The organism is Kocuria sp. KD4, assembly GCF_011769905.1.
GTDB lineage: Bacteria > Actinomycetota > Actinomycetes > Actinomycetales > Micrococcaceae > Kocuria > Kocuria marina.
On the sequence record NZ_CP050449.1, the window covers coordinates 2311859 to 2332136 of the forward strand.

At 69.0% G+C, this 20278-nt stretch carries 20 protein-coding genes; 10 read left to right on the top strand and 10 right to left on the bottom strand.

The genetic code is table 11. The features are described 5' to 3' along the window. Positions 1 to 17: 17 nt before the first annotated feature. The gene (dacB, locus tag HBK84_RS10335) at positions 18 to 1457 is read right to left on the bottom strand and encodes a D-alanyl-D-alanine carboxypeptidase/D-alanyl-D-alanine-endopeptidase (RefSeq protein WP_167318829.1); all 1440 of its coding nucleotides are present in this window, start codon (positions 1455 to 1457) and stop codon (positions 18 to 20) included. 219 nt (positions 1458 to 1676) lie between these two features. On the opposite strand from dacB, the gene HBK84_RS10340 reads away from it, so the two are divergent. Together HBK84_RS10340 and HBK84_RS10345 are read left to right on the top strand one after the other, a co-directional pair. After that, positions 1677 to 2192, top strand: a complete 516-nt coding sequence (locus HBK84_RS10340) for an inorganic diphosphatase (RefSeq protein WP_035959224.1) — start codon at positions 1677 to 1679, stop codon at positions 2190 to 2192. Between the two features lie 240 nt (positions 2193 to 2432). Beyond that, the gene (locus HBK84_RS10345; RefSeq protein ID WP_240918964.1) at positions 2433 to 3227 is read left to right on the top strand and encodes a hypothetical protein; all 795 of its coding nucleotides are present in this window, start codon (positions 2433 to 2435) and stop codon (positions 3225 to 3227) included. A gap of 120 nt (positions 3228 to 3347) precedes the next feature. Here the strand turns inward: HBK84_RS10345 and HBK84_RS10350 are convergent, their stop codons facing one another. The 3 genes from HBK84_RS10350 to serS form a co-directional block, all read right to left on the bottom strand. Further along, positions 3348 to 3959 carry a hypothetical protein gene (locus HBK84_RS10350; protein ID WP_167318831.1) on the bottom strand — a complete coding sequence of 204 codons (612 nt, stop codon included), beginning with the start codon at positions 3957 to 3959 and terminating at the stop codon, positions 3348 to 3350. A 73-nt stretch (positions 3960 to 4032) separates the two neighbouring features. Next, positions 4033 to 4947: an HAD family hydrolase gene (locus HBK84_RS10355; protein WP_167318832.1), complete on the bottom strand. Its 915-nt coding sequence runs from the start codon at positions 4945 to 4947 to the stop codon at positions 4033 to 4035. An 87-nt stretch (positions 4948 to 5034) separates the two neighbouring features. Beyond that, positions 5035 to 6339: a serine--tRNA ligase gene (gene serS, locus HBK84_RS10360; RefSeq protein ID WP_064847366.1), complete on the bottom strand. Its 1305-nt coding sequence runs from the start codon at positions 6337 to 6339 to the stop codon at positions 5035 to 5037. A 126-nt stretch (positions 6340 to 6465) separates the two neighbouring features. Here serS and HBK84_RS10365 point away from each other — a divergent pair, with 126 nt between their 5' ends. Next, a complete protein-coding gene (locus HBK84_RS10365) occupies positions 6466 to 7407 on the top strand; it encodes a diacylglycerol kinase family protein (RefSeq protein ID WP_167318833.1) in 942 nt (313 codons plus the stop codon). Between the two features lie 141 nt (positions 7408 to 7548). Here HBK84_RS10365 and HBK84_RS10370 read toward each other — a convergent pair whose 3' ends face one another. The 4 genes from HBK84_RS10370 to HBK84_RS10385 form a co-directional block, all read right to left on the bottom strand. Then, positions 7549 to 8943 carry a GntP family permease gene (locus HBK84_RS10370; RefSeq protein ID WP_085108063.1) on the bottom strand — a complete coding sequence of 465 codons (1395 nt, stop codon included), beginning with the start codon at positions 8941 to 8943 and terminating at the stop codon, positions 7549 to 7551. Positions 8944 to 8948: 5 nt separating this feature from the next. Beyond that, complete coding sequence (gene pheA, locus HBK84_RS10375) at positions 8949 to 9950, bottom strand: prephenate dehydratase (protein WP_085108060.1); 1002 nt, start codon at positions 9948 to 9950, stop codon at positions 8949 to 8951. Continuing rightward, complete coding sequence (locus HBK84_RS10380) at positions 9947 to 10282, bottom strand: rhodanese-like domain-containing protein (RefSeq protein ID WP_064847362.1); 336 nt, start codon at positions 10280 to 10282, stop codon at positions 9947 to 9949. The genes pheA and HBK84_RS10380 overlap by 4 nt, the downstream gene beginning before the upstream one ends. Before the next feature lie 103 nt (positions 10283 to 10385). Further along, positions 10386 to 10709 (bottom strand): hypothetical protein, encoded by a 324-nt coding sequence (locus HBK84_RS10385; protein WP_240918966.1) that lies wholly within the window; start codon positions 10707 to 10709, stop codon positions 10386 to 10388. On the opposite strand from HBK84_RS10385, the gene HBK84_RS13040 reads away from it, so the two are divergent. From HBK84_RS13040 to HBK84_RS10400, 3 genes are all read left to right on the top strand, one after another. Then, positions 10699 to 10887, top strand: coding sequence for an aminotransferase class I/II-fold pyridoxal phosphate-dependent enzyme (locus tag HBK84_RS13040; RefSeq protein ID WP_167318834.1), 189 nt, complete (start codon positions 10699 to 10701; stop codon positions 10885 to 10887). The genes HBK84_RS10385 and HBK84_RS13040 overlap by 11 nt on opposite strands. Before the next feature lie 53 nt (positions 10888 to 10940). Then, positions 10941 to 11531 (top strand): aminotransferase class I/II-fold pyridoxal phosphate-dependent enzyme, encoded by a 591-nt coding sequence (locus HBK84_RS10395; RefSeq protein WP_253270425.1) that lies wholly within the window; start codon positions 10941 to 10943, stop codon positions 11529 to 11531. Between the two features lie 214 nt (positions 11532 to 11745). Then, on the top strand, positions 11746 to 13374 hold the full coding sequence (locus tag HBK84_RS10400; protein ID WP_167318835.1) for an amidohydrolase: 1629 nt from the start codon (positions 11746 to 11748) through the stop codon (positions 13372 to 13374). A 132-nt stretch (positions 13375 to 13506) separates the two neighbouring features. Here the strand turns inward: HBK84_RS10400 and HBK84_RS10405 are convergent, their stop codons facing one another. Continuing rightward, positions 13507 to 14547, bottom strand: a complete 1041-nt coding sequence (locus HBK84_RS10405; protein WP_167318836.1) for an Lrp/AsnC family transcriptional regulator — start codon at positions 14545 to 14547, stop codon at positions 13507 to 13509. A 367-nt stretch (positions 14548 to 14914) separates the two neighbouring features. Here HBK84_RS10405 and HBK84_RS13045 point away from each other — a divergent pair, with 367 nt between their 5' ends. Together HBK84_RS13045 and HBK84_RS10410 are read left to right on the top strand one after the other, a co-directional pair. Beyond that, a complete protein-coding gene (locus tag HBK84_RS13045) occupies positions 14915 to 15037 on the top strand; it encodes a hypothetical protein (RefSeq protein ID WP_255458053.1) in 123 nt (40 codons plus the stop codon). A gap of 215 nt (positions 15038 to 15252) precedes the next feature. Continuing rightward, positions 15253 to 15483 (top strand): MFS transporter, encoded by a 231-nt coding sequence (locus HBK84_RS10410; protein ID WP_167318837.1) that lies wholly within the window; start codon positions 15253 to 15255, stop codon positions 15481 to 15483. A gap of 105 nt (positions 15484 to 15588) precedes the next feature. Here the strand turns inward: HBK84_RS10410 and HBK84_RS10415 are convergent, their stop codons facing one another. After that, a complete protein-coding gene (locus tag HBK84_RS10415; protein ID WP_167318838.1) occupies positions 15589 to 16965 on the bottom strand; it encodes an NAD-dependent succinate-semialdehyde dehydrogenase in 1377 nt (458 codons plus the stop codon). Between the two features lie 269 nt (positions 16966 to 17234). Between HBK84_RS10415 and HBK84_RS10420 the strand changes: the two genes are divergently transcribed. Together HBK84_RS10420 and HBK84_RS10425 are read left to right on the top strand one after the other, a co-directional pair. Then, the gene (locus HBK84_RS10420; RefSeq protein WP_167318839.1) at positions 17235 to 18683 is read left to right on the top strand and encodes an APC family permease; all 1449 of its coding nucleotides are present in this window, start codon (positions 17235 to 17237) and stop codon (positions 18681 to 18683) included. A gap of 103 nt (positions 18684 to 18786) precedes the next feature. Continuing rightward, a complete protein-coding gene (locus HBK84_RS10425; protein WP_035959265.1) occupies positions 18787 to 20262 on the top strand; it encodes an NAD-dependent succinate-semialdehyde dehydrogenase in 1476 nt (491 codons plus the stop codon). Positions 20263 to 20278 lie beyond the last annotated feature (16 nt).

Sequence of the window (20278 nt, forward strand, 5' to 3'; positions counted from 1 at the left end):
TTCCGCGAGTGGTCGGCTCACGCAGATCTCGCGAGCGCGGCCACCGTGCGATCCACGGTGTCCTTGGCCCGGGTGGTGTCCCCGCTGACCCCGTTGAGCACCAGGGAGTACACGAGCACGCTGCCGTCGGCGCGTTGCACGTACCCGGACAGCGCCACGACGTCCAGCAGGGTCCCGGTCTTGGCCCGGGTGACACCGCGCGCCGCGGCCTCCGCCGGGTCGTCGAAGCGCTCCGAGAGCGTTCCCTGGGCTCCCGCCAGTGGCAGCCCCCGGCCGTACGGACCGTAGCGGGGATCCGTGACCAGGGTGTCCACCACGCGGGCGAGTGTGGTGGCGCTGACCCTGTCCTGCTGCGCCATCCCGCTCGCGTCCGCGGCCCGCAGGCCCTCGGTGTCGATCCCGTGCTCGGCCAGGGCGGCCGGGATCAGCTCCTGCACACCCGTCACGCTGCCCTCACGTCCGGAGGCCACCGCGGCGACCCGCGCGAGGCTCTCGGCGAGGGAATTGTCCGAGTGCGCGAGCATATAGGCACTCTGTTCGGACACGGGCGCGGATGCCACGCGCGCGAGCCCCACGGCGTCCTCCGGGGCACTCGCGGCGCCTCCCACTGTGACGCTCGCCCCTGCGCCCAGGCGCTGTTCGAGCTGGCGCGCGAATTCTCGCGTGACCGCGGCCGCGGGGTCCTGGGGCCGTTCGCCGCGGGAGCCCGGGTCCGCGCCGTCCGCGGTGGGCACCCGGTGGGAATACAGGGCCACGGGCGCCACACGGGTGATCTCCCCGGCGGCGATGTCCTCCCCCTCCCACGCGGGGTTCAGCTCCGGTCCGGCGAACAGGTCCGTGTCCAGTTCCACGGTCCACTGCCCGGAGGCCGCGGCGTCGGGATCGTCCTGTCGCAGTGCCTGCGCGGTGCGTTCCGCGAGCGTCCCCAGTCCCGCATGACCGTTGACCGCATCCGCCCGCCCCTCGCCCGGAGCGAGCAGGGTGTCACCACCGGCCACCAGGACGAGTTTCCGCGGCTGATCCCCCCGGACCACGGTGGTCTCCAGTCGTTCGTACGGGTCCACGGTCGCGGCCAGCGCCAGGGCGGTCAGCACCTTCTGGTTCGACGCCGGCACCATGGGCCGCTCCGGCGACCGCCCCGCGACCACGGAGTCCTCCCCCGCCACCGCCACGGCGGCTGCCACGGTTCCCGGGGCCCCGGTCAGACCCGCGTCCAGGGCCTCCGCCACGCCCTCGGCATCCACCGTCCCGGACGCTGCCGCCAGACCGGCCGCAGCGGGATCGGGCGACGCCGCGGCGTCGTCCGCGTCCTGCGCGTGCTGCCATGCCGGCCGTAGCTCCGCGACGACCGCGGGCACGGCGAATGTTGCCGCGACGAGCACCGCGAGCGCGAGCAGTGCACACGCGAGGGGCCAGGAGCGGCGACGCGCGGAGGTACTCGGTGGGGGTGCGGGCATGGCCCTCATTCTCCCGTACCCGCCCGACACGGACAACGCACCGAGCGCCGTCGTACGCCGAACACCGGACCGCTGCGGGCGGGCGCTGCCCTACGGCGCGGCCACGGCCGGTATCGTGGGAGCATCCGATCGAACGCGCGGCGGCTCGGCGCTGTCCCGCGCGGTACCCGGGTGCGCGAACCGCCCGGCACACAGCACTACGACCCGAGGAGTTTCACCATGGAGCTTGACGTCACCATCGAGATCCCGCGGTATTCCCGCGTGAAGTACGAGATCGACCACGAGACCGGTCGACTCCGCCTGGACCGCGTACTCTTCACCTCCATGCAGTACCCCACGCACTACGGCTACTTCGAGAACACCCTGGGCGAGGACGGCGACCCGCTGGACGCCATGGTCATCCTGGACGTGGACGTGGTCCCCGGTGTGATCGTGGAGGCCCGGCCCATCGCCGTGTTCAACATGACGGACGAGGCCGGCGGGGACGCCAAGATCCTGTGCGTGTCCACGGACAAGCGCTACGACGAGATCCAGGGTCTCGAGGACGTCAACGAGTTCAAGCAGAAGGAGATCCAGCACTTCTTCGAGCGCTACAAGGACCTGGAACCCAACAAGTGGGTCAAGGGCGAGGGCTGGGACGGCAAGGAGGCCGCGGAGCGGCTCATCGTGGAGGCCCAGCAGCGCTTCGAGCAGTCCCACTACGACAGCGCCGCGGAGGCCGAGCAGGACGACTGAGTCCGTCCCCCTCCACCCGGGGTCCCCGTGGTCGGTGTGCGCACCGAGCACGGGGACCTCACCCGTGCACACCGGCTCGGTGACGGTCACGCCCGGTGCCCCCCACGCCCGGTGACTCCGCATCCCGCGCCCCTCGGAACCGCGGGCGCTTATGCCTGTCGGCGGGCCGTGGTGGGATGATCCTGCGGGACGCGGCCGCGAGAACCCGGCGGTCCCCTGCGCTTCGGAAAGGTGGTACCCGTGTTCGATCCGCACGCACGTGAACACGGGCACGTCTACGTCTTCCACGGCACCGAGTCCACGCAGGTCCTGGGCCCCGAGCACCTCATGGGTCAGGTGCGCACGCTGCTGTCGGCGGCCGGAACCGATCCGGCGCCCGAGCCGTCCCTGCACCCGGACATCGTCCCGCGCCCCTACACCTCGGAATCCCAGCAGGATCCGGGTGACCCGGCACCCGAACACTGGACGGACGTGCGTAGCACGGTCACGGAAGTCTCCGTGGACCTCGGGGCGGACGCCTTCTGGGACCGGGTGGACAAGGGCAGCTGGGCCACGTGGCAGGACCGCTGGCCCGATCCCCCGGGGGGACCGTTGTTCCCGCCCAGCGCACCGGACTGGCTCGTGCGCGCCCCGCGATGGGAACTCGATCCCCTGGCTCCGGCACTCGGCCCCGCGGCGTCGGGCGGGTGGGTACGCAGTCCCGCGCGGGCGTGGGGTTCCGGGGAGCCCGCGGTCCCCCGCGACCCCTCTGACCGGCCTGGTGATCCCGCCCGCCCGGAGCCCGGAGGCACCGGCGTGGGGCTGTTCCAGCTCACGGACCTCGAGTCCTTCTGGGTCTTCGCCCCCGAGGCGGACGTCGCGGACATCATGGCGCGCTGCGAAGCGCTCGCCACCGACCACCCCGCCTTCACGTGGCTCACCGGGTACTTCGACGCCCGGGACATCGCCGGGTCACTGCGGCTGCCGTCCCCGTGCCTGCCCATCCTGGAAGCGGACCTCGCGAGCGCGGGTTATGCCGTGGACACGTGGTGGTGACGCCGCAGCCACCCGCTCACGCGAGCGGGCATTGACGTGTTCGACCGCTGACCCGGCCGCCGTTCCCCGACCGGGCACCGCCTCGGACGCCCATAGCGCGGGTACCCATTGGCCCAGGGCTCACTCGCACAGGCGCAACAGCGTCGCGGCCGCCGGACGGGCCTGCCACTCCTCGTTCCACAGGGAGCGCACCACGGCCTTGGACACCGCTTGGGGTGTGATCCCGAGCTGCTGGGCCACGGTCTTCTGCTGACCTCTGGCTCCGGGGACCAGCAGGTCCACCACGCGCCACTCGGCCTCGCTGCGCTCGCTCACGATCCGGCCCACGAGCTTGAGCACCGCCTGGGCCTGCTCCGCGGCCGTCGCGTCCACCGCGCTGACCCGCACGGCCGCCCGCTCGGCGTCACGGCCCGGTTGCGCAGCGAGGTGACCGTGGTTCATGCCCGGCCCCTCGGCGGTCACGGCCACGCGGCCGTCCTCGTGGTCCACGCGCGTGAGGAACACGTCCCCCACGCCGATGCCCACCGCATAGCGGTCCTCGCGCACGGCGATCATGGCCGCCGCGACCGCGGCGTGGGCGTCCTCGGTCAGACCGCGCACCTCACCCGGCGCCATGGGCTGGAACGGGGCGCGCGCGGGCACGTCACGCAGGCGCCGACACAGTTCGTGGTCCATGGCGGGGTCGGGGCGGGACGCGTCCGCCACACGCTGGGTCAGGGTCAGGACGAACACGGTTCCAGTATCGCAGTTCCGCACCGGGCAACCCGGCCACGACGCCGCGCATTTCCCGAACCGGACGTCCCGCTCAGAGCAGCGTGCGCAGGATGGCCGCGGCGCCGTCGTCGTACACGCTGCCGGTGACCTCGCGGGCGACCTGCTCGACCTCGTCCGGGGCCTGACCCATGGCCACACCGCGCGCGGCCCATTGCAGCATCTCGATGTCGTTACGCCCGTCCCCCATGGCCACGGTGTGCGCGGGGTCCACGTCCAGCTGCTTGCGGATCTGCTCCAAAGCGCTGGCCTTGGAGACGCCGTTCGCGGCGACGTCGAGCCACGAGGACCAGCCCACGGAGTAGGCGACGCCGTGCAGACCGGACTGCTCGATGGCCTGGGCGAAGTCCCCGGGGGCGTCCGTGGCGCTGTAGACCACGAGCCGCACCGCGGGCATCTCGGAGAGCTCCTGAAGGTCCACGCCCACGGCCTCGATCCCGAAGGACGAGTCCTGGAAGCGTTCGGTCGAGTAGAACTGCCCATCCACGCCCTCGAGGGCGAACTTGGCGGTGGGCAGCTTGCTGGACAGCGCCCGCAGCGCGTTGGAGGGGTCGAAGCTCACGCGGTCGGTGATCTCGTAGCGCTGCTCCAGCTGCGGGTCCAATCGCAGGGTCACGCCCCCGTTGGAGCAGACCGCGAACCCGGAGTGGATGTGGCCCTGGCGGATCACGGGCAGCGCGGCGCCTTTGGAGCGGCCCGTGGCGATCACCACGTGGTGGCCGGCGCCCACGACGGCGCGCAGGGTGTCCTTCACGCCGCGGGACATGTGGCCGTCGTGGTCCACGAGGGTCCCGTCCACGTCCAGCGCCACGAGGTACCGGACGCCCTCTTCCCTGGTCCAGGAACTCGAACGGGGGGTCTGTATTTTCATGGGCGCGAACGCCGCTGCAGCACTCTGCGCCTTCTCCTCGGTGTGCCGGTCATCGATGCCGGCCTGGATATCAGTCATGACAGTCATGGTGTCACATCACCATCGATGCATGTCTTGCGATGGACCGCCCGGTGACGGGAGCGTGAAGTTCCCGGGGGATGTGCGTCACCCGACCGGGCGCAGGACCTCCTGGCCGCGCAGGTACGGGCGCAAGATCTCGGGGACGACCACGGAGCCGTCCTGTTGCTGATGAGTCTCGAGGATCGCCACGAGCCAGCGGGTCGTGGCGAGCGTCCCGTTGAGCGTGGCCACCGCGCGGGTCCCACCCTTCTTGGTCCTGCCCTGGGCGTCCGTGGTCTCAGGCAGGCGTTCCCGGATATTGAGCCGGCGCGCCTGGTACGTGGTGCAGTTGGATGTGGAGGTCAGCTCACGGTACTTGCCCTGGGTGGGGATCCACGCCTCGCAGTCGAACTTGCGGGCCGCGGAGGTCCCGAGGTCCCCGGCCGCGGTGTCGATCACGCGGTAGCTCAGCCCACACGCCCGCAACATCTGCTCCTCCCACGCGAGCAACCGCTCATGCTCGGCGGCGGCGTCCTCGGGGTGGCAGTAGACGAACATCTCGAGTTTGTTGAACTGGTGCACGCGGATGATCCCGCGGGTGTCCTTGCCCGCGGAACCGGCCTCGCGGCGGTAGCACGAGGACCAGCCGGCGTAGCGCAGCGGCCCGTCGCTGAGGTCCAGGATCTCGTCCGCGTGGTAGCCCGCGAGCGCGACCTCGGACGTGCCCACGAGGTAGAGGTCGTCCTTGCCCACGCGGTAGATCTCGTCGTCGTGCTCCACGTCGAATCCCGTGCCGTTCATGATGGCCGGGCGCACCAGGTTGGGCGTGGACATGGGGATGAACCCGTTGTCCAGGGCGAGGTCCTGGGCCGCGAGCAACAGGGCCGTCTCGAGGCGGGCGACGTCCCGTTTGAGAAAGTAGAAGCGCGAGCCGGAGACCTTGGCCCCGCGTTCCATGTCGATCCCGTCCAGCAACTCCCCCAGCTCCAGGTGGTCCCGGGGTTCGAAGCCCTCGGCCTCGAAGTCGCGCGGGGTGCCCTCGGTGCGCAACAGGACGAAGTCGTCCTCGCCGCCGGATGGGATGCCCTCCACGATCAGGTTGGGGAACTGGGCCACGAGCTCCTGCTGGGTGAGCTGGGCGGCGTCTGCCTCCGCCTGGGCGGCCTTGACGTCCGCGGCGAGCTGCTTGACCTGGGCGAGCAACTGCTGCTTCTCCTCACCCTGGGCCTTGGCCACCTTCTTGCCGAACGCGTTCTGCTCCGCGCGCAGGGACTCGAAGTCGGTGATCGCCCCGCGCCGCCGGGAGTCCGCCTCCAGGATGCGGTCCACCAGTCCCGCGTCCGCCCCCCGGGCGGTCTGGGAAGCACGGTAGGTCTCAGGGTCGGCGCGCAGGTCGTTGATGTCGATCACCCGTCCAGGGTATCCAACGAAACGCGCGGGTGCGCGATCCGACGTGGAGGCGGCGCCCGGCCCGCGCGCCAGTAGACTGGCCGCGTCCGACAGCCGCCTTTCGAACGATCCAGGAAGGGGACTCCCGTGCCGCAGCACACAGTGGAACCCCAGCGAGTGGCCGTGGTGATCAACCCCATCAAGGCCCAGGCAGACGCAGCACGGGACGCGGTGATCATCGCGTGCCGCAAGGGTGGTTGGGCGGATCCCGTCTTCTACGAGACAGAAGTGGACGATCCCGGGTTCTCCATGGCCCGCGGCGCCGTCGAGGAGGGCGCGGACGTCGTGCTCGCCGCGGGCGGTGACGGCACCATCCGTGCCGTGGGCGAGTCGCTGGCCAGCGGGGACATCCCGCTGGGGCTCGTGCCGCTGGGCACCGGCAACCTGCTGGCGCGCAACCTCAAGGCGGACCTCGCGGACCCGCACCACTCCGTGGACGTGGCGCTGTTCGGGTCCCAGAAGGCCATCGACACCGTGGCCGTGCACCTCGAGACGGACGACGACCGCACCGAGGACCACCGCTTCCTGGTCATGGGCGGCGCGGGTTTCGACGCCCAGATCATGGCCGACACCAAGGACGACCTCAAGGACCTCGTGGGGTGGGCCGCCTACGGCGAAGCCGGCTTCCGGCACCTGTTCAACCGGCCCCGCTGGGCGCGCTACAGCATCGACGACGGCCCCTGGGAGTCCAAGCTCGTACGCTCCGTGATGGTGTGCAACTGCGGCGAACTCACCGCCGGGTTGATCCTGGTGCCGGAGGCCAAGATCGACGACGGCGTGCTGGACCTCGTGGTGATGACCCCGCGCTCGCTCGTGGGCTGGCTGGGCATGGTTGCCAAGGTCGCGTTCCGCCACCGCCACGAGCTGCCCGTGATCGACTACCGCAGCGGCAAGAAGGTCCGGGTGGAGTTCCACGAACCCATCGAGTACCAGGTGGACGGCGATCCTCTGGGGCGGATCAAGGCGTTCGAGACCACCATGCACCACAAGTCCCTGCAGGTCCGCGTGCCACCGACCCAGGCCGACTGATCCGCACGCGAACGGCCCGGTCCCTCCTCTCGGAGGGACCGGGCCGTTCGTTCATGCGGGCCTCAGGGCCGACGACGCCGCACGGGCATCATGTGCCGCACGGGCGCCACGCCCCGCACAGGCGCCACGCACCGCGCCGGCTCAGACCGCGCCTGCGAGTCCGAAGATCGCCGCGGCGATCGCGAAGCCCAGCACACCGATGATGGTCTCGAGCACCGTCCAGGTCTTGAACGTGGTGCGCACGTCCATCTCCAGGAACCGGCCCACGAGCCAGAACCCGGAGTCGTTGACGTGGGAGAGCACCACGGAACCGGCGGCCACGGCCACGACCATGGCCGCGAGCTGCACCACGTTGTAGTCGGCGGCCAGCACCGCCGGGGCGATCAGACCCGCGGCCGTGGTCAGCGCGACCGTGGCGGAACCCTGCGCCACGCGCATGACCGCGGCGATCAGGAAGCCCGCGATGATCAGGGGGATGCCCAGGTCCGCGAGCACGTCCTCGAGGGCGTTGCCGATCCCGGAGGTGCGCAGCACACCGCCGAACATGCCGCCGGCGCCGGTGATCAGGATGACCGAACACACGGGGCCCAGGGCGGACTCGAACGTCTTCTCGATCGCGGAACCGCTCACCCCGCGGGCCTTGCCGATGGTCAGTGCGGCGATGATGAGCGTGAGCGTCAGGGCGATGGGCGTCTCACCGATCGCGCGCAGCAGCTCGAACCACGCCTGGGACGAGGTCTCCTCGGAGACCGCTCCGGACTTGGCGAGCGTGCCCAGGCCGGTGTTGAGGAAGATCAGCAGCATGGGCAGCAGCAGCATGGCCACCACGGTGCCCACCGCAGGAGGGTTGCGGACGTCCTCGGCCTGGCCCAGGATCGCGGGGACCGGGAGCTTGATCCGGCGCCCCGAGAACTTGCCGAACAGGTAGGAGGAGACGTACCACGTGGGGATCGCGCAGATCAGGCCCACCAGGATGATGTAGCCCACGTTCGCCTCGAAGAACGTGGCGGCGGTGACCGGACCCGGGTGGGGCGGCAGGAACACGTGCATCACGGAGAACGCGCCCACGGCGGGCAGCGCGTACGTGAGCACGCTGCCGCCCAGTCGGCGTGCGACCGAGAAGACCACGGGCAGCATGACCACCAGACCGGCGTCGAAGAAGATGGGGAAGCCGAACAGTAGGGAGGCCACACCCAGGGCCAGCGGCGCGCGCTTCTCCCCGAACGCGCGGATGAGCCGGTCCGCGAGCACCTGGGCGCCGCCCGAGGTCTCGAGCAAGCGGCCCAGCATGGCTCCCAGCCCCACGAGCAGCGCCACGCTGGCGAGCGTGTTACCGAAGCCGTAGAGCAGGACGGGCACCACCTGGGAGGTGGGGATGCCCGTGGCGAACGCCGTGAGCGCCGAGATGATGATCAGCGCGAGGAAGGCGTGCACGCGGAATGTGATGATCAGCACCAACAACACCGCGATGGCCGCCGCCGCGATCAGCAGCAACGGCCCCGCTGTCAGTGTCTGACTCCAGCCCTCGATCTCCATGGACGTCAATGTCCTTTCAGGTTGTTGACCCACGAACGGGCCTGGATGAAGGCGGCGTCGCTGTAGTGCTTGGCCACGTGGACCGCGCGCCCGTCGGCGCGGGGGTAGGACCCGAGGAACCGGGTGCGGGGGCAGATCCGGCGCACACCCATGAGGGCTTCGGAGACCCGGTCCTCCCGGATGTGGCCGTCGATGTCCACCGAGAAGAAGTAGTCGCCCAGGTGGGTGCCCGTGGGGCGGGACTCGATGCGGGTCAGGTTGACCCCGCGCGTGGCGAACTGCTCGAGGATCTCCAGCAGCGCCCCGGGACGGTCCTCCCACAGCGGGATCACCAGGGACGTCTTGTCCGCCCCGGTGGGCTCGGGCATGGGTGCATCTGGGCGGGCCACGAGCACGAAACGCGTGACCGCGTGCTCGTTGTCCCCGATGTCCTCGGCCAGCACGTTCAGCTCGGGGTGGCGCTGCACGACCACGGGGGAACACACGCCGGCGTCGTAGCCCAGGCCCTCGGTGCTCACCCCGCCCGTGCCGTCCAACATGTCCATGGCCGAGGCCGCCGTGGAGGACGCGGGGACGTAGCTCACGCCTGGGAGGTTCTGCTCGACCCAGCCGCGGATCTGCGCCCAGGCGTGACTGTGGGTCGCCACGGCGTGGACGTCGGACAGGCTCACGCCCGGCGGGGCCACGAGGACGAACTGGATGGGCACCAGGATCTCGCGCAGGATCCGCAGTTCGGCACCGAAGGAGACGTCGTCGAGCGTGGCGGTCACGCCGCCCTCCACCGAGTTCTCGATGGGCACCACGGCGGCGTCCACACGTTCCTCTCGAACGGCCGCGAGCGCGGCCGGGACGGAGCTCATGGGGGTGCACGCGGCGTCGTCGACCCCCGGGACCTGCCTCAGTGCCGCCTCGGTGAACGTGCCCTCGGGGCCCAGGAAGGCGTACTCACGAGCGTATGGCCCCGGGTCCACAGGACCCGAGGCCACGCCGGACAGTGCTGCGTTCACAGAACGCGCGCCGTTTCCCCGGTCTCGGACACGATGGGCTTCTCCGCGTCCGCCCACGCGCCCATGCCACCCACCACGTTGACGGGGTCGTACCCGTACTGCGCGAGGTACGCGGTGGCGCGCAGCGAGCGGCCGCCGGAACGGCAGATCACGTAGACGTCCTGGTCCAGCGGGACCTCGTCCGTGCGCTCCGCGAGCTGCGACAGCGGCAGGTGCTGGGCACCGTCGATGTGCCCGGCATCCCACTCGTCCTGTTCGCGCACGTCCAGGATGGGTGCGCCCGCCGGGATCTCGTCCACTGTGGCGGACGGCAAGTTGTTCACGTTGTCCATGGCGTCCCTCGTCGTTCGACTGCTCAGTTCACTCGGACCCCCACCATAGCGGCAGGGCGCGGTGTTCGGCGCCGACGGCGCGGGGTGCCGCGGGCGACGTCGCTCAGCGCACGTCGGTGCCGGTCTTGTCGTGCTCGGACGGGTGCGAGCGCCCCAGCTCGGACAGGCCGTGCTTGGCCACGTGACGCGCGGAGATCTCGTAGCCGATGTCGATGCCCACGAGGATCACGATGCCCGCGATGAGGCTGTAGTACCAGTGCGGGTTGGTCATGTCGAACATGATGTACAGGCTCAGCAGGATCAGGAACGCGAGGCACACGTAGTTGGTCACGGGAGCGTCGGGCAGCGTGAAGGACACGCCGCGCGCCTGACCGTGGGCCGCGAGGTTGCGCAGCGAGCGGGCGCACGCGTACAGCGTGGCGTTCACGCGTGAGAACGCGCTCGTGACCACCGGTTCCCAGAACGGTCTGGACACCCTCGCCCGAGTGATGATCGATCCGGGGGACGTCATCCTCGCGGAAGCGCCTTCCTACTCGGGCGCCGTGGCCGTGTTCGCGGGCGCCCAGGCGGAGGTCGTCCACGTGGCGATCGACCACGAGGGCTGACCCCGGACGAACTCGAGGAGACCATCGAGGAGCTCGAGTCCCAGGGCCGGCGCATCAAGTTCCTGTACACCATCCCGAGTTTCCAGAACGCGGGCGGGACCATGATGCCGCAACAGCGCCGCGACCGGATCTGTGAGGTCTGCGCCGCGCACCACGTGCTGATCGCGGAGGACAACCCCTACGGCCTGCTGGGCTTCGAGGGTCAGACTGCCCGTGCCGTGCGCGCGGACGACGAGAACGTGGTCTACCTGGGCTCGGCGTCCAAGATGTTCACGCCGGGTCTGCGCGTGGGCTGGACCGTGGCCCCCGATTCGCTCGCCACGATCCTGGGTCTGCAGAGTGAGGCCGCTGCGCTCAATCCCTCGGTCTTCGCTCAGGAAGTGGTCGCCGGGTGCCTCGAGAAGTACGACTGGCGTTCCGTGCGGGACGAGTACCGCGTGCTGTACGGCAAGTGGGCCCAGGCCCTGATGGACGCGTTCGACGAGCACATGCCCGACGGTGTGACCTGGACCCGCCCCGAGGGCGGCTTCTACTCGTGGATCACCCTGCCGCAGGACGTGGACTCCTACGACCTGTGCATGAAGGGCATCGACAAGGGTGCGGAGATCTTCACCATCACCCTGAAGAAGGCCATGAACGCCTGATCGGTTCGCCCGAACGCCACGGCGCCGGTGTCAACAATCCTGTGGCCCGGCGCCGTCGTTCTGCCGGGCCGTATCCGCTGCGACCTAGACTGATGGATCGAGGACCGCGGTTGCCCGATCCTTGCACCCCGCTTCGTGGGGGCGCCGTCGCGGGGGTCGGCGCACCATCACGCAACTGTGTCGGCGCCGGGGCCGGCCGTTAGGAGCCCGTTCCATGTTCCGCCTCTTCCACAACGCCACGGTGCACGCCATGAATCCGGCCACCGGATGGACTCCCCAGGCCCAGTGGCACTCCCACGACATGCCCCATCCGGACGCCATCCTGACCTCCGACGACCGCATCGTGGCCGTGGGCGACTACCAGCGGCTCAAGGATCTCGCGCCGCTCGGCACCGAACGTACCGATCTCGGCGGCACCCACGTGCTCCCGGGCATGGGCGACGGCCACATCCACTCGGCCATGTACTCCCGCTCCCTCATCGAGCCGGACATGCGCCACTGTACGTCCCTGGAGTCCGCGCTCGAGGTGCTACGCCCGTTCGTGGAGCGAGGCATGGCGGACGAGTCCATCACGTGGATCTTCGGCGGGCAGTGGAACGTTAACGCGTGGGACGTCCCCGAGCTGCCGGACCGCCACGCGTTGGACACCGTGGCCCCGGACATCCCTGTGGCCCTGGGGTCCCTGGACTGGCACACCCTGTGGTTGAACTCCAAGGCGCTGCAGGAGCTGGGCCTGGACCGGAACGTCAAGGACCCTGACGGCGGCGAGTTCGTGCGGGACGAGCACGGTGAGCTCACCGGCGTGATCCGGGAGGCCGCGGCCATCCCCATCCGGGACGGGCTCATGCAGTCGGACGTCTCCGGCAACATCGACGACTACCTGCCCCTGGGTCAGCGTGAGCTGCTCAAGCGGGGCATCACATCCATCCACGACATCGACGGCGCGGACTGCCTGTACGCGTACCAGAAGCTGCGCGAACGCGGCGAGCTGGACATCCGCATCCACAAGGTGCTGCGCCAGGAACAGGTCCACGACTTCATCCGGCGCGGGATCCGCACGGCCTCCGGGGACGAGTGGATCTCGATCGGCCCGCTCAAGCTCTTCGCGGACGGCGCCCTGGGCTCGCACACGTGCCACATGTCCGAGGCGTGGCCGGGCACCGAGAACCACGGCATGACGGTCACGTCCCCGCACGAGCTCGAGCACTGGATCGGTCTGGCGGCGTCCGCCGGGATCGCCACGGCCGTCCACGCGATCGGTGACCAGGCCACCACGGAGGTGCTGGATGCGTTCGCCAAGAGTCAGTCGATCGCCCGGGTCTTCGGCCTGCGCCAGCGCGTGGAGCACGCCCAGTACATGAAGCGCTCGGACGTCCCCCGGTTCCGTGAGCTGGGAGTCACCGCGTCCATGCAGCCCATGCACTGCACGGCGGACATCCCCATGAACGACTTCCTGGCCGAGCGCGACCTCGTAGCCTACGGGTGGAACAGTCTGCGCGAGGCCGGCGCCGAGCTCGTGTTCGGTTCCGACGGCCCCGTAGAGGACCCCAACCCGTTCCAGGGCATCCACGCGGCCATCACCCGCACCCGGGACGGGGCGCCCGAGGGCGGGTGGCAGCCCCACGAGCGGCTCCCGCGCGCCGAGACCGTGTACTACTACACCCACGCGGTGGCCCGCGCGTCCTACGAGGAGAACCTCAAGGGCTGCCTGGCCCCGGGGATGCTCGCGGACTTCGTGAGCGTGGACCGCGACATCTTCTCCGAGGACGCCGAGGTCGTGAAGGACACCGTGGTCGAGGCCACCGTGGTGGGCGCCCAGATCCGCTACCAGCGCGCGGACTGACAGCGCGGGGCACAACGACGACGCTCACCCACGTCCCACGGGCGACGTCGCCCGCGTGCGTCCCCGGGCGACGTCGTCCGGGCGGGCGACCCTGCGGCGTCGTACCCCGCGACCGCGCAGACCGACGCGCGCTCAGCTCAGGTGCAGGTGCGGGGCCACGAAGGTCCTGGTGGCGTTACGTTCGTTCTCCAGGACCCAGCCCATGCGCTTGAGCGGGCGCAGGGAGATCACCGATTCCTGGATCTCCACGTCCGAGACGAGACTCTGGATGGCCTGCTCGGCCTCGATGATCTCCCCCACGGAGGAGAGCCACATAACCACCATCATGTTGGAGCGCCCCGTGATGGAGGAGACCACGCGGGTGCGTGGGTCCTTCGCGAGTGCCTCGGCCGCGTCCTCGTGCCGATAAGCATTCAAACGCATGAACCACTGCGCGGTCACGGGGGAGGACAAGAGCCCCTGCACCAGGTCGCAGCGGATGCTCAACAGCCCGGAGGCCAGGACCTTCTGCAGGTAGCGCCGGGCCGTAGCCGGGTGCAGCCCCGTGCTGCGGGCGATCTCCGCGGCGCTCGCGCGGCCGTCACGCATGAGGGCCTCGATCACCGGGCGCTGGTCCTCCCCGAGCGCGGTGGTTGAGGTGGGCAGGGCGGCCTGTTCGGCGGAGGTCCACGCCTGGGCCGCGGCGCGCTGCTCGTCGCTGAGCCGGTCCAGTCGCCACTTGTCGCCCGCGCGGTGCAGGCGTGACGAGAGCATGAGCTGCACCTTGGCCACGCCCGGCACCTGCGAGATCTGTTCCTCCACGAAACGGGACAGCGATTCCAGGTCGTGACTGAGCACGGTCAACCCCAGGTCCGGGGACGGCGCGAACGCCTCCACGGAGATCACCTCGGGCATCGCGGTGAAGGTGTCCACCACGTGAGCCCACCCTCCCGGATCACACGAGATCTCGATGAAGCTGAGCTGGTTGCGGGTGTCCGAGAGGTTGACCTGCGCCGTGATCCACGCGATGCCCGAACGTTCCAGCTTCTCCCACCGGCCGGCGAGCGTGGTGGCGTGCGCGCCCAGGATCTCGGCCGCCTCCCCCCACGTGATGCGCGGCGCCCACTGCAGCAAACTGATCAGTTCCTGATCCTGGGGGGAGAGCTCACTCTTGATGTGGCCGTTGCTCAGCATGGGTCCTCTGTTTCCTGGGCTCGTGGCACGGGTGGCGCCGGGGTGGCGGCGCGGGCGGTGCCGCTCAGCCGTCCCGAGGTGGCGGCATGCGACCCGTGGGACGGACGTACTCCCGGGCCCGACCGCGGCTCCCAACGCCCCATGATGAGTGCGAGGACCGTCCGGTGCCAAGTCGTAACCGAGACGTCCGGACACCCGAGTTGAAATAAGATCGATTAAAGCGACCCAAAATTGTAGAAATTTATGTCACACAGTTGGTTATTTGTATCACATCATGCAGAGTTGCTAGCACGCTGCATAGCTGTTGCCCACAGTGACGACTTGACAGGGCTGATCTGACCCGCCCTCACCTCTCAGGATGCACGACATGTCTCCTTCCACTGCTTCCTCTGAGATAGCCACCGAGACCAACCCCGGCGGCCCGGCGGTCTCCTCCAGGAAAACACTCATGAACACCGGTATCGGCAACGCACTCGAGTGGTACGACTGAAGCAGCTACGCAACGTTCTCCAGCTACTGCGCGCGTGAGATCTTCAACCCCCAGGCCACCGCCCTGCAGGCGAACCTGTTGGCCAACGTGGTCCTGATCATTCCCTGCCGTTGTGGGGCAAGCTCTCCGACATCTGGGGCCGGCGTCCGTCGCTGATCATCGGCAATCTGGTGCCGCTGCTGCTGTTCTTCCCGCTCAACGCCATGGTGGGCTAGATGTTCCTCTCCCTGTTCCTGCCCGCCACGAGCGTACGCACCGTGGGCGTGGCCTTCCCGTACGCGGTGGCCGTGGCCATCTTCGGTGGCACCGCCCCGTACCTGCAGAACTGGATCAGCACGCAGTACTCGGCGGGCATGTTCTCGCTGCACGTGTGCCTGCTGCTGGTGGTCTCCACCGTGGTCGCCTCCATCCTGCCCGAGACCAAGGCCAACGACCTGCGGCACTAGGGTCCGCCTTCTCCCGGTACGACGTCGCCCCCGCACCTTCTCGGTGCGGGGGCGACGTCGTCGTACAGGGCCGGGTCCCGGACGTGGAACCCGGCCGCGCGGGAATTACTTCTTGGGGGTATGCAGCAGCTTCTTGTTGGCGAACTCCTCGATGCCGAACGGGCCGAGCTCACGGCCCACACCGGAGCGCTTGACGCCGCCGAAGGGCAGGTCCGGAGCGGTGCCGGTGACCTCGTTGACGAACACCATGCCGGAGTCCACACGCTTGGCGACCTCCAGGGCCTCGGCCTCGTCGGCGCCGAACACGGAACCGCCCAGACCGAACGAGGAGGAGTTGGCCAGCTCGATGGCCTCGTCCACGTCCTTGACCTTGTAGACCACAGCTACCGGGCCGAAGATCTCCTCGGCGTAGGCGCGCATCTTGGGGGTCACGTCCGCGAGCAGCGTGGCCTCCATCCAAGCACCGGGCTTGTCCAGCTTCTTGCCGCCGGCCAGCACCGTGGCACCCTTGTCCACGGCGTCCTGGACCTGCTCCATGATCTCGTCACGCGCGGACACGGTGCACAGCGGGCCCAGGAAGGTCTTCTCGTCCGTGGGATCGCTCGGGGTGATTCCCTGCACGGCCTCCGCGAAGTTCTCCACGAAGGTCTCGTACGCGTCCTCGAGCACGATGAACCGCTTGGCGTTGGTGCACGCCTGGCCGTTGTTGTTCATGCGCCCATTCACGGCCTGCTTAACGGTGCGTTCCACGTTCTTATCGTCGAGCACGATGAAGGGGTCCGAACCGCCCAACTCCAGCACAACCTTCTTCAGGTTCTTGCCGGCGGTCGCGGCCACGGAGGCACCCGCACGCTCGGAGCCCGTGAGGGACACACCCTGGACGGCGGGGTCCGGGATGATGATCTCCGCGATCTGGTCGCTGGACGCGAACACGTTGATGTAGACGTCCTCGGGGAAGCCCGCCTCGTGGAACAGCTCTTCCTGCACCAGCGCGGACTGCGGGACGTTACCGGCGTGCTTGAGCAGGATGGTGTTGCCCAGCATCACGTTGGGGGCCGCGAAACGGGCCACCTGGTAGTACGGGAAGTTCCACGGCATGATGCCCAGCAGGACACCCGTGGAGTCCAGGACCACACGGGCCTCTCCCCCGGTGGAGGGGGTCAGGCTGCGGCCCTTCATGAACTCCTCCGCGTTGTCCGCGTAGTAGTCGTAGATCGCGGCGACGATCTGGACCTCGCCCACGGCCTGCGCGGCCGGCTTGCCCATCTCCTCCGTGAGGATCGCGGCGAGCTCGTCCTGACGCTCGCGGTACAGCTCCGCCATCTTGTGCATCAGTTGAGCGCGCTCGGCCACCGGGACATTGCGCCAGGAGGAGTACTCCTTGGCGGAACGCTGGACGGCGTCCTTGATCTCCTGATCCGTGGCGGTGTCGAACTTCTTGAGAGTCTCACCCGTTGCAGGGTTGATTGTTGCGTAAGCCATGCTGTCAGCGTATGCCCCGCCACACTCTCACGACATAGCGTTCACCGAGGGCGAGACTTCATGACACCTGCCCCCCACCCCGCGCCGTCATTCCCCTCTCTGCCGGGACCTGCTGCCCACCGACGACGACGCCATTCCCACCGCCAAGGGGACCCGCCGCTCCACCGACGGCGAGGCCACTTACGCTGCCAAGGGCACCCAGCACCGTCGTCCGCGCGGACAATGGAGCGCAACAACCTCGACCTCCTCGACATCCCAGGACGGCATGCATGACACACGAACGCCATCTCCCGGAGCACCGCGCAGGGTTCAAGAAGGTCCTGGGGCGGCTGGACGCCATCGCCCTGGGTGTGGGGGCCATGATCGGCTTCGGCTGGGTGGTCCTCACGGGAGGCTGGCTGAACGACGCCGGGACCATGGGCGCGGTGCTCGCCATGGTGGCCGGCGGGGCGATCATGGCCGTGGTGGGCCTGGTGTACGGCGAACTCGTGGCCGCGATGCCCGCCGCGGGCGGTGAGCACAACTACCTGCTGCGGGGCATGGGTGCCAGGTGGGCGTTCATCGGCTCGTGGGCGATCACGGTCGGGTACATCACGATCGTGGCGTTCGAGGCCGTGGCCGTACCTCGCACGGTGGAGTACATCTTCCCGAAACTCAGCCACGTCCCGCTGTGGACGATCGCCGGATTCGAGGTGAACCTCACGTGGGCGCTCGTGGGTGCGCTCAGCGCCGTGGTGATCACGTGGATCAACCTGCGCGGTGTGAAGCAGGCGTCCACGGTGCAGGTCTTCGTAATCATCTTCCTGGCGATCGTGGGACTCATGATGGTCTTCGGCGCGTTCACGCGCGGCTCGGAACAGAACATGGAGCCCTTCTTCCACAACGGTGTCTCCGGGTTCTCCCTGGTGCTCGTGGTGGTCCCGTTCCTGTTCGTGGGCTTCGACGTGATCCCGCAGGTCTCCGAGGAGATGCACCTGCCGCCCAAGAAACTGGGCGGCACGATCGTCACCTCCGTGCTGATAGCGACCGCGTGGTACGTGATGGTCATCCTCACCACGTCCTCGGCGATGTCCGCACATGACCTCGCGAACGCGGACATCGCCGTGGCGGACGCGTTCGGCAACCTCTTCACCTCGGGCGCCATGGCCAACGTGCTGCTTGCCGGTGGCCTGGCCGGGATCCTCACGTCCTGGAACTCCCTGCTCATGGGTGCCTCACGTCTGCTCTGGGCCCTGGGCAACTCCCGGATGCTGTTCCGCTGGTTCGCCAAGCTGCACCCCAAGTACAGGACCCCCTCCAATGCCCTGCTGTTCGTGGGAGCGCTGTCCTTCATCGCCCCGTTCTTCGGCACCGAGATGCTCGGCTGGCTCGTGGACTCCGGCTCGCCCTCGATCGTGGTGGCGTACCTGCTGGTGTCGATCGTGTTCGTGATCCTGCGACGCCGCGAACCGGAGATGGAGCGGCCCTACCGGATCGGCGGGAAGCACCACGGCGGTGTGGTGATCGGTGTGCTGTCCGTAGTGCTCTGCCTGGGACTCGCTGTGCTGTATCTACCCGGGATGCCCGCGGGGTTGGGCACCGCCCCCTACGTGATCTTCGCGCTGTGGTGGGTCCTGGGGCTGATCTTCATGCTGCGCATCCCGCGCGGGATCGCCCCCGGCGCGGACGCCGAGGAGCGGCTAGTGGCAGCGAGCGAGTCACGAACCCGCAGCCGCTGATCGCACCGTTGCGGCCGGGCATACCATGGAGGAAGGGAGCTATGTCCCACGAGTTCGAGACTGCACCGGACCACGCCGAGTGGAGTTCCCAGAAAGGAACCAGATGAGCATCAAAGACCGGGTTTCAGAAGTCCTCGAGGCCACACCCAAGGGCCTCCTGATCAACGGCGAGTGGCGAGATGCCTCCGACGGCGGGACGTTCGACGTCGAGAATCCCGCGACCGGCGAGGTGCTGGCCACGCTGGCCTCCGCGACCGAGGAGGACTCGCGCGCGGCCATGGACGCCGCCGCGAACGCCCAGGAGTCCTGGGCCCGCACGAGTGCTCGCGAGCGTTCCGAGATCCTACGCAGGACGTTCGACCTCGTCCAGGAGCACAAGGACGATCTCGCACTGCTGATGACCCTGGAGATGGGCAAGCCGTTCAAGGAGTCCCAGGGCGAGGTCGTCTACGGCGGCGAGTTCCTGCGCTGGTTCTCCGAGGAGGCCGTGCGTCACTACGGGCGCTACGTGGACACCCCCGAGGGCAACCTCAAGATGATCGTGACCCACAAGCCCGTGGGCCCGTGCCTGCTGATCACCCCGTGGAACTTTCCGCTGGCCATGGCCACCCGCAAGGTGGCCCCCGCGGTGGCCGCCGGGTGCACCATGATCCTCAAGCCCGCGCGCCTGACCCCGCTGACCTCACAGTTCTTCGCGAAGCTCATGATCGAGGCCGGCATCCCCGCGGGTGTGCTCAACGTGGTGTCCTCCGCGTCCGCGTCCAACGTCTCCGGGCCCATCATGGAGGATCCCCGGCTGCGCAAGATCTCCTTCACGGGCTCCACCCCGGTGGGCAAGCAGCTCATGAAGACCGCTGCGGACCGCGTGCTGCGTACCTCCATGGAACTGGGCGGCAACGGCCCGTTCATCGTGTTCGAGGACGCGGACCTGGACAAGGCCGTGGATGGCGCCATGGCCGCCAAGATGCGCAACATGGGTGAGGCGTGCACCGCAGCCAACCGCTTCCTGGTGCACGAGTCCGTCGCGGACGAGTTCTCCAAGAAGTTCGCGGAGAAGCTCGACGCCCTCAAGCCCGGCAACGGTCTCGAGGAGGACACCACCGTGGGTCCCCTGGTCGAGAAGAAGGCGCGTGACAGCGTCGCCGAATTCGTCCAGGACGCGCTCGACAACGGCGCCGAGGCCGTCGTGGGCGGCAAGGCCGTGGACGGACCGGGGTACTTCTTCGAGCCCACCCTGCTGACCGGCGTGACCGAGCAGTGCCGCGTGTTCAAGGAGGAGATCTTCGGCCCCGTGGCCCCCGTGATCACGTTCAAGGACGAGGACGACGCCGTCCGCCTGGCCAACGCCACCGAGTACGGCCTGGCGTCCTACGTGTTCACCGAGGACATCTCGCGTGCCCTGCGCATCGGCGACCGCATCGAGTACGGCCTACTGGGCATGAACGTGGGAGTGATCTCCAACGCCGCGGCGCCGTTCGGCGGCGTCAAGGAATCGGGCCTGGGCCGCGAGGGCGGCGCCGAGGGCATCGAGGAGTACACCACCGTGCAGTACATGGGCATGCCCTCGCCCTGGGCCTGAGCACGCCCGCGCCCGC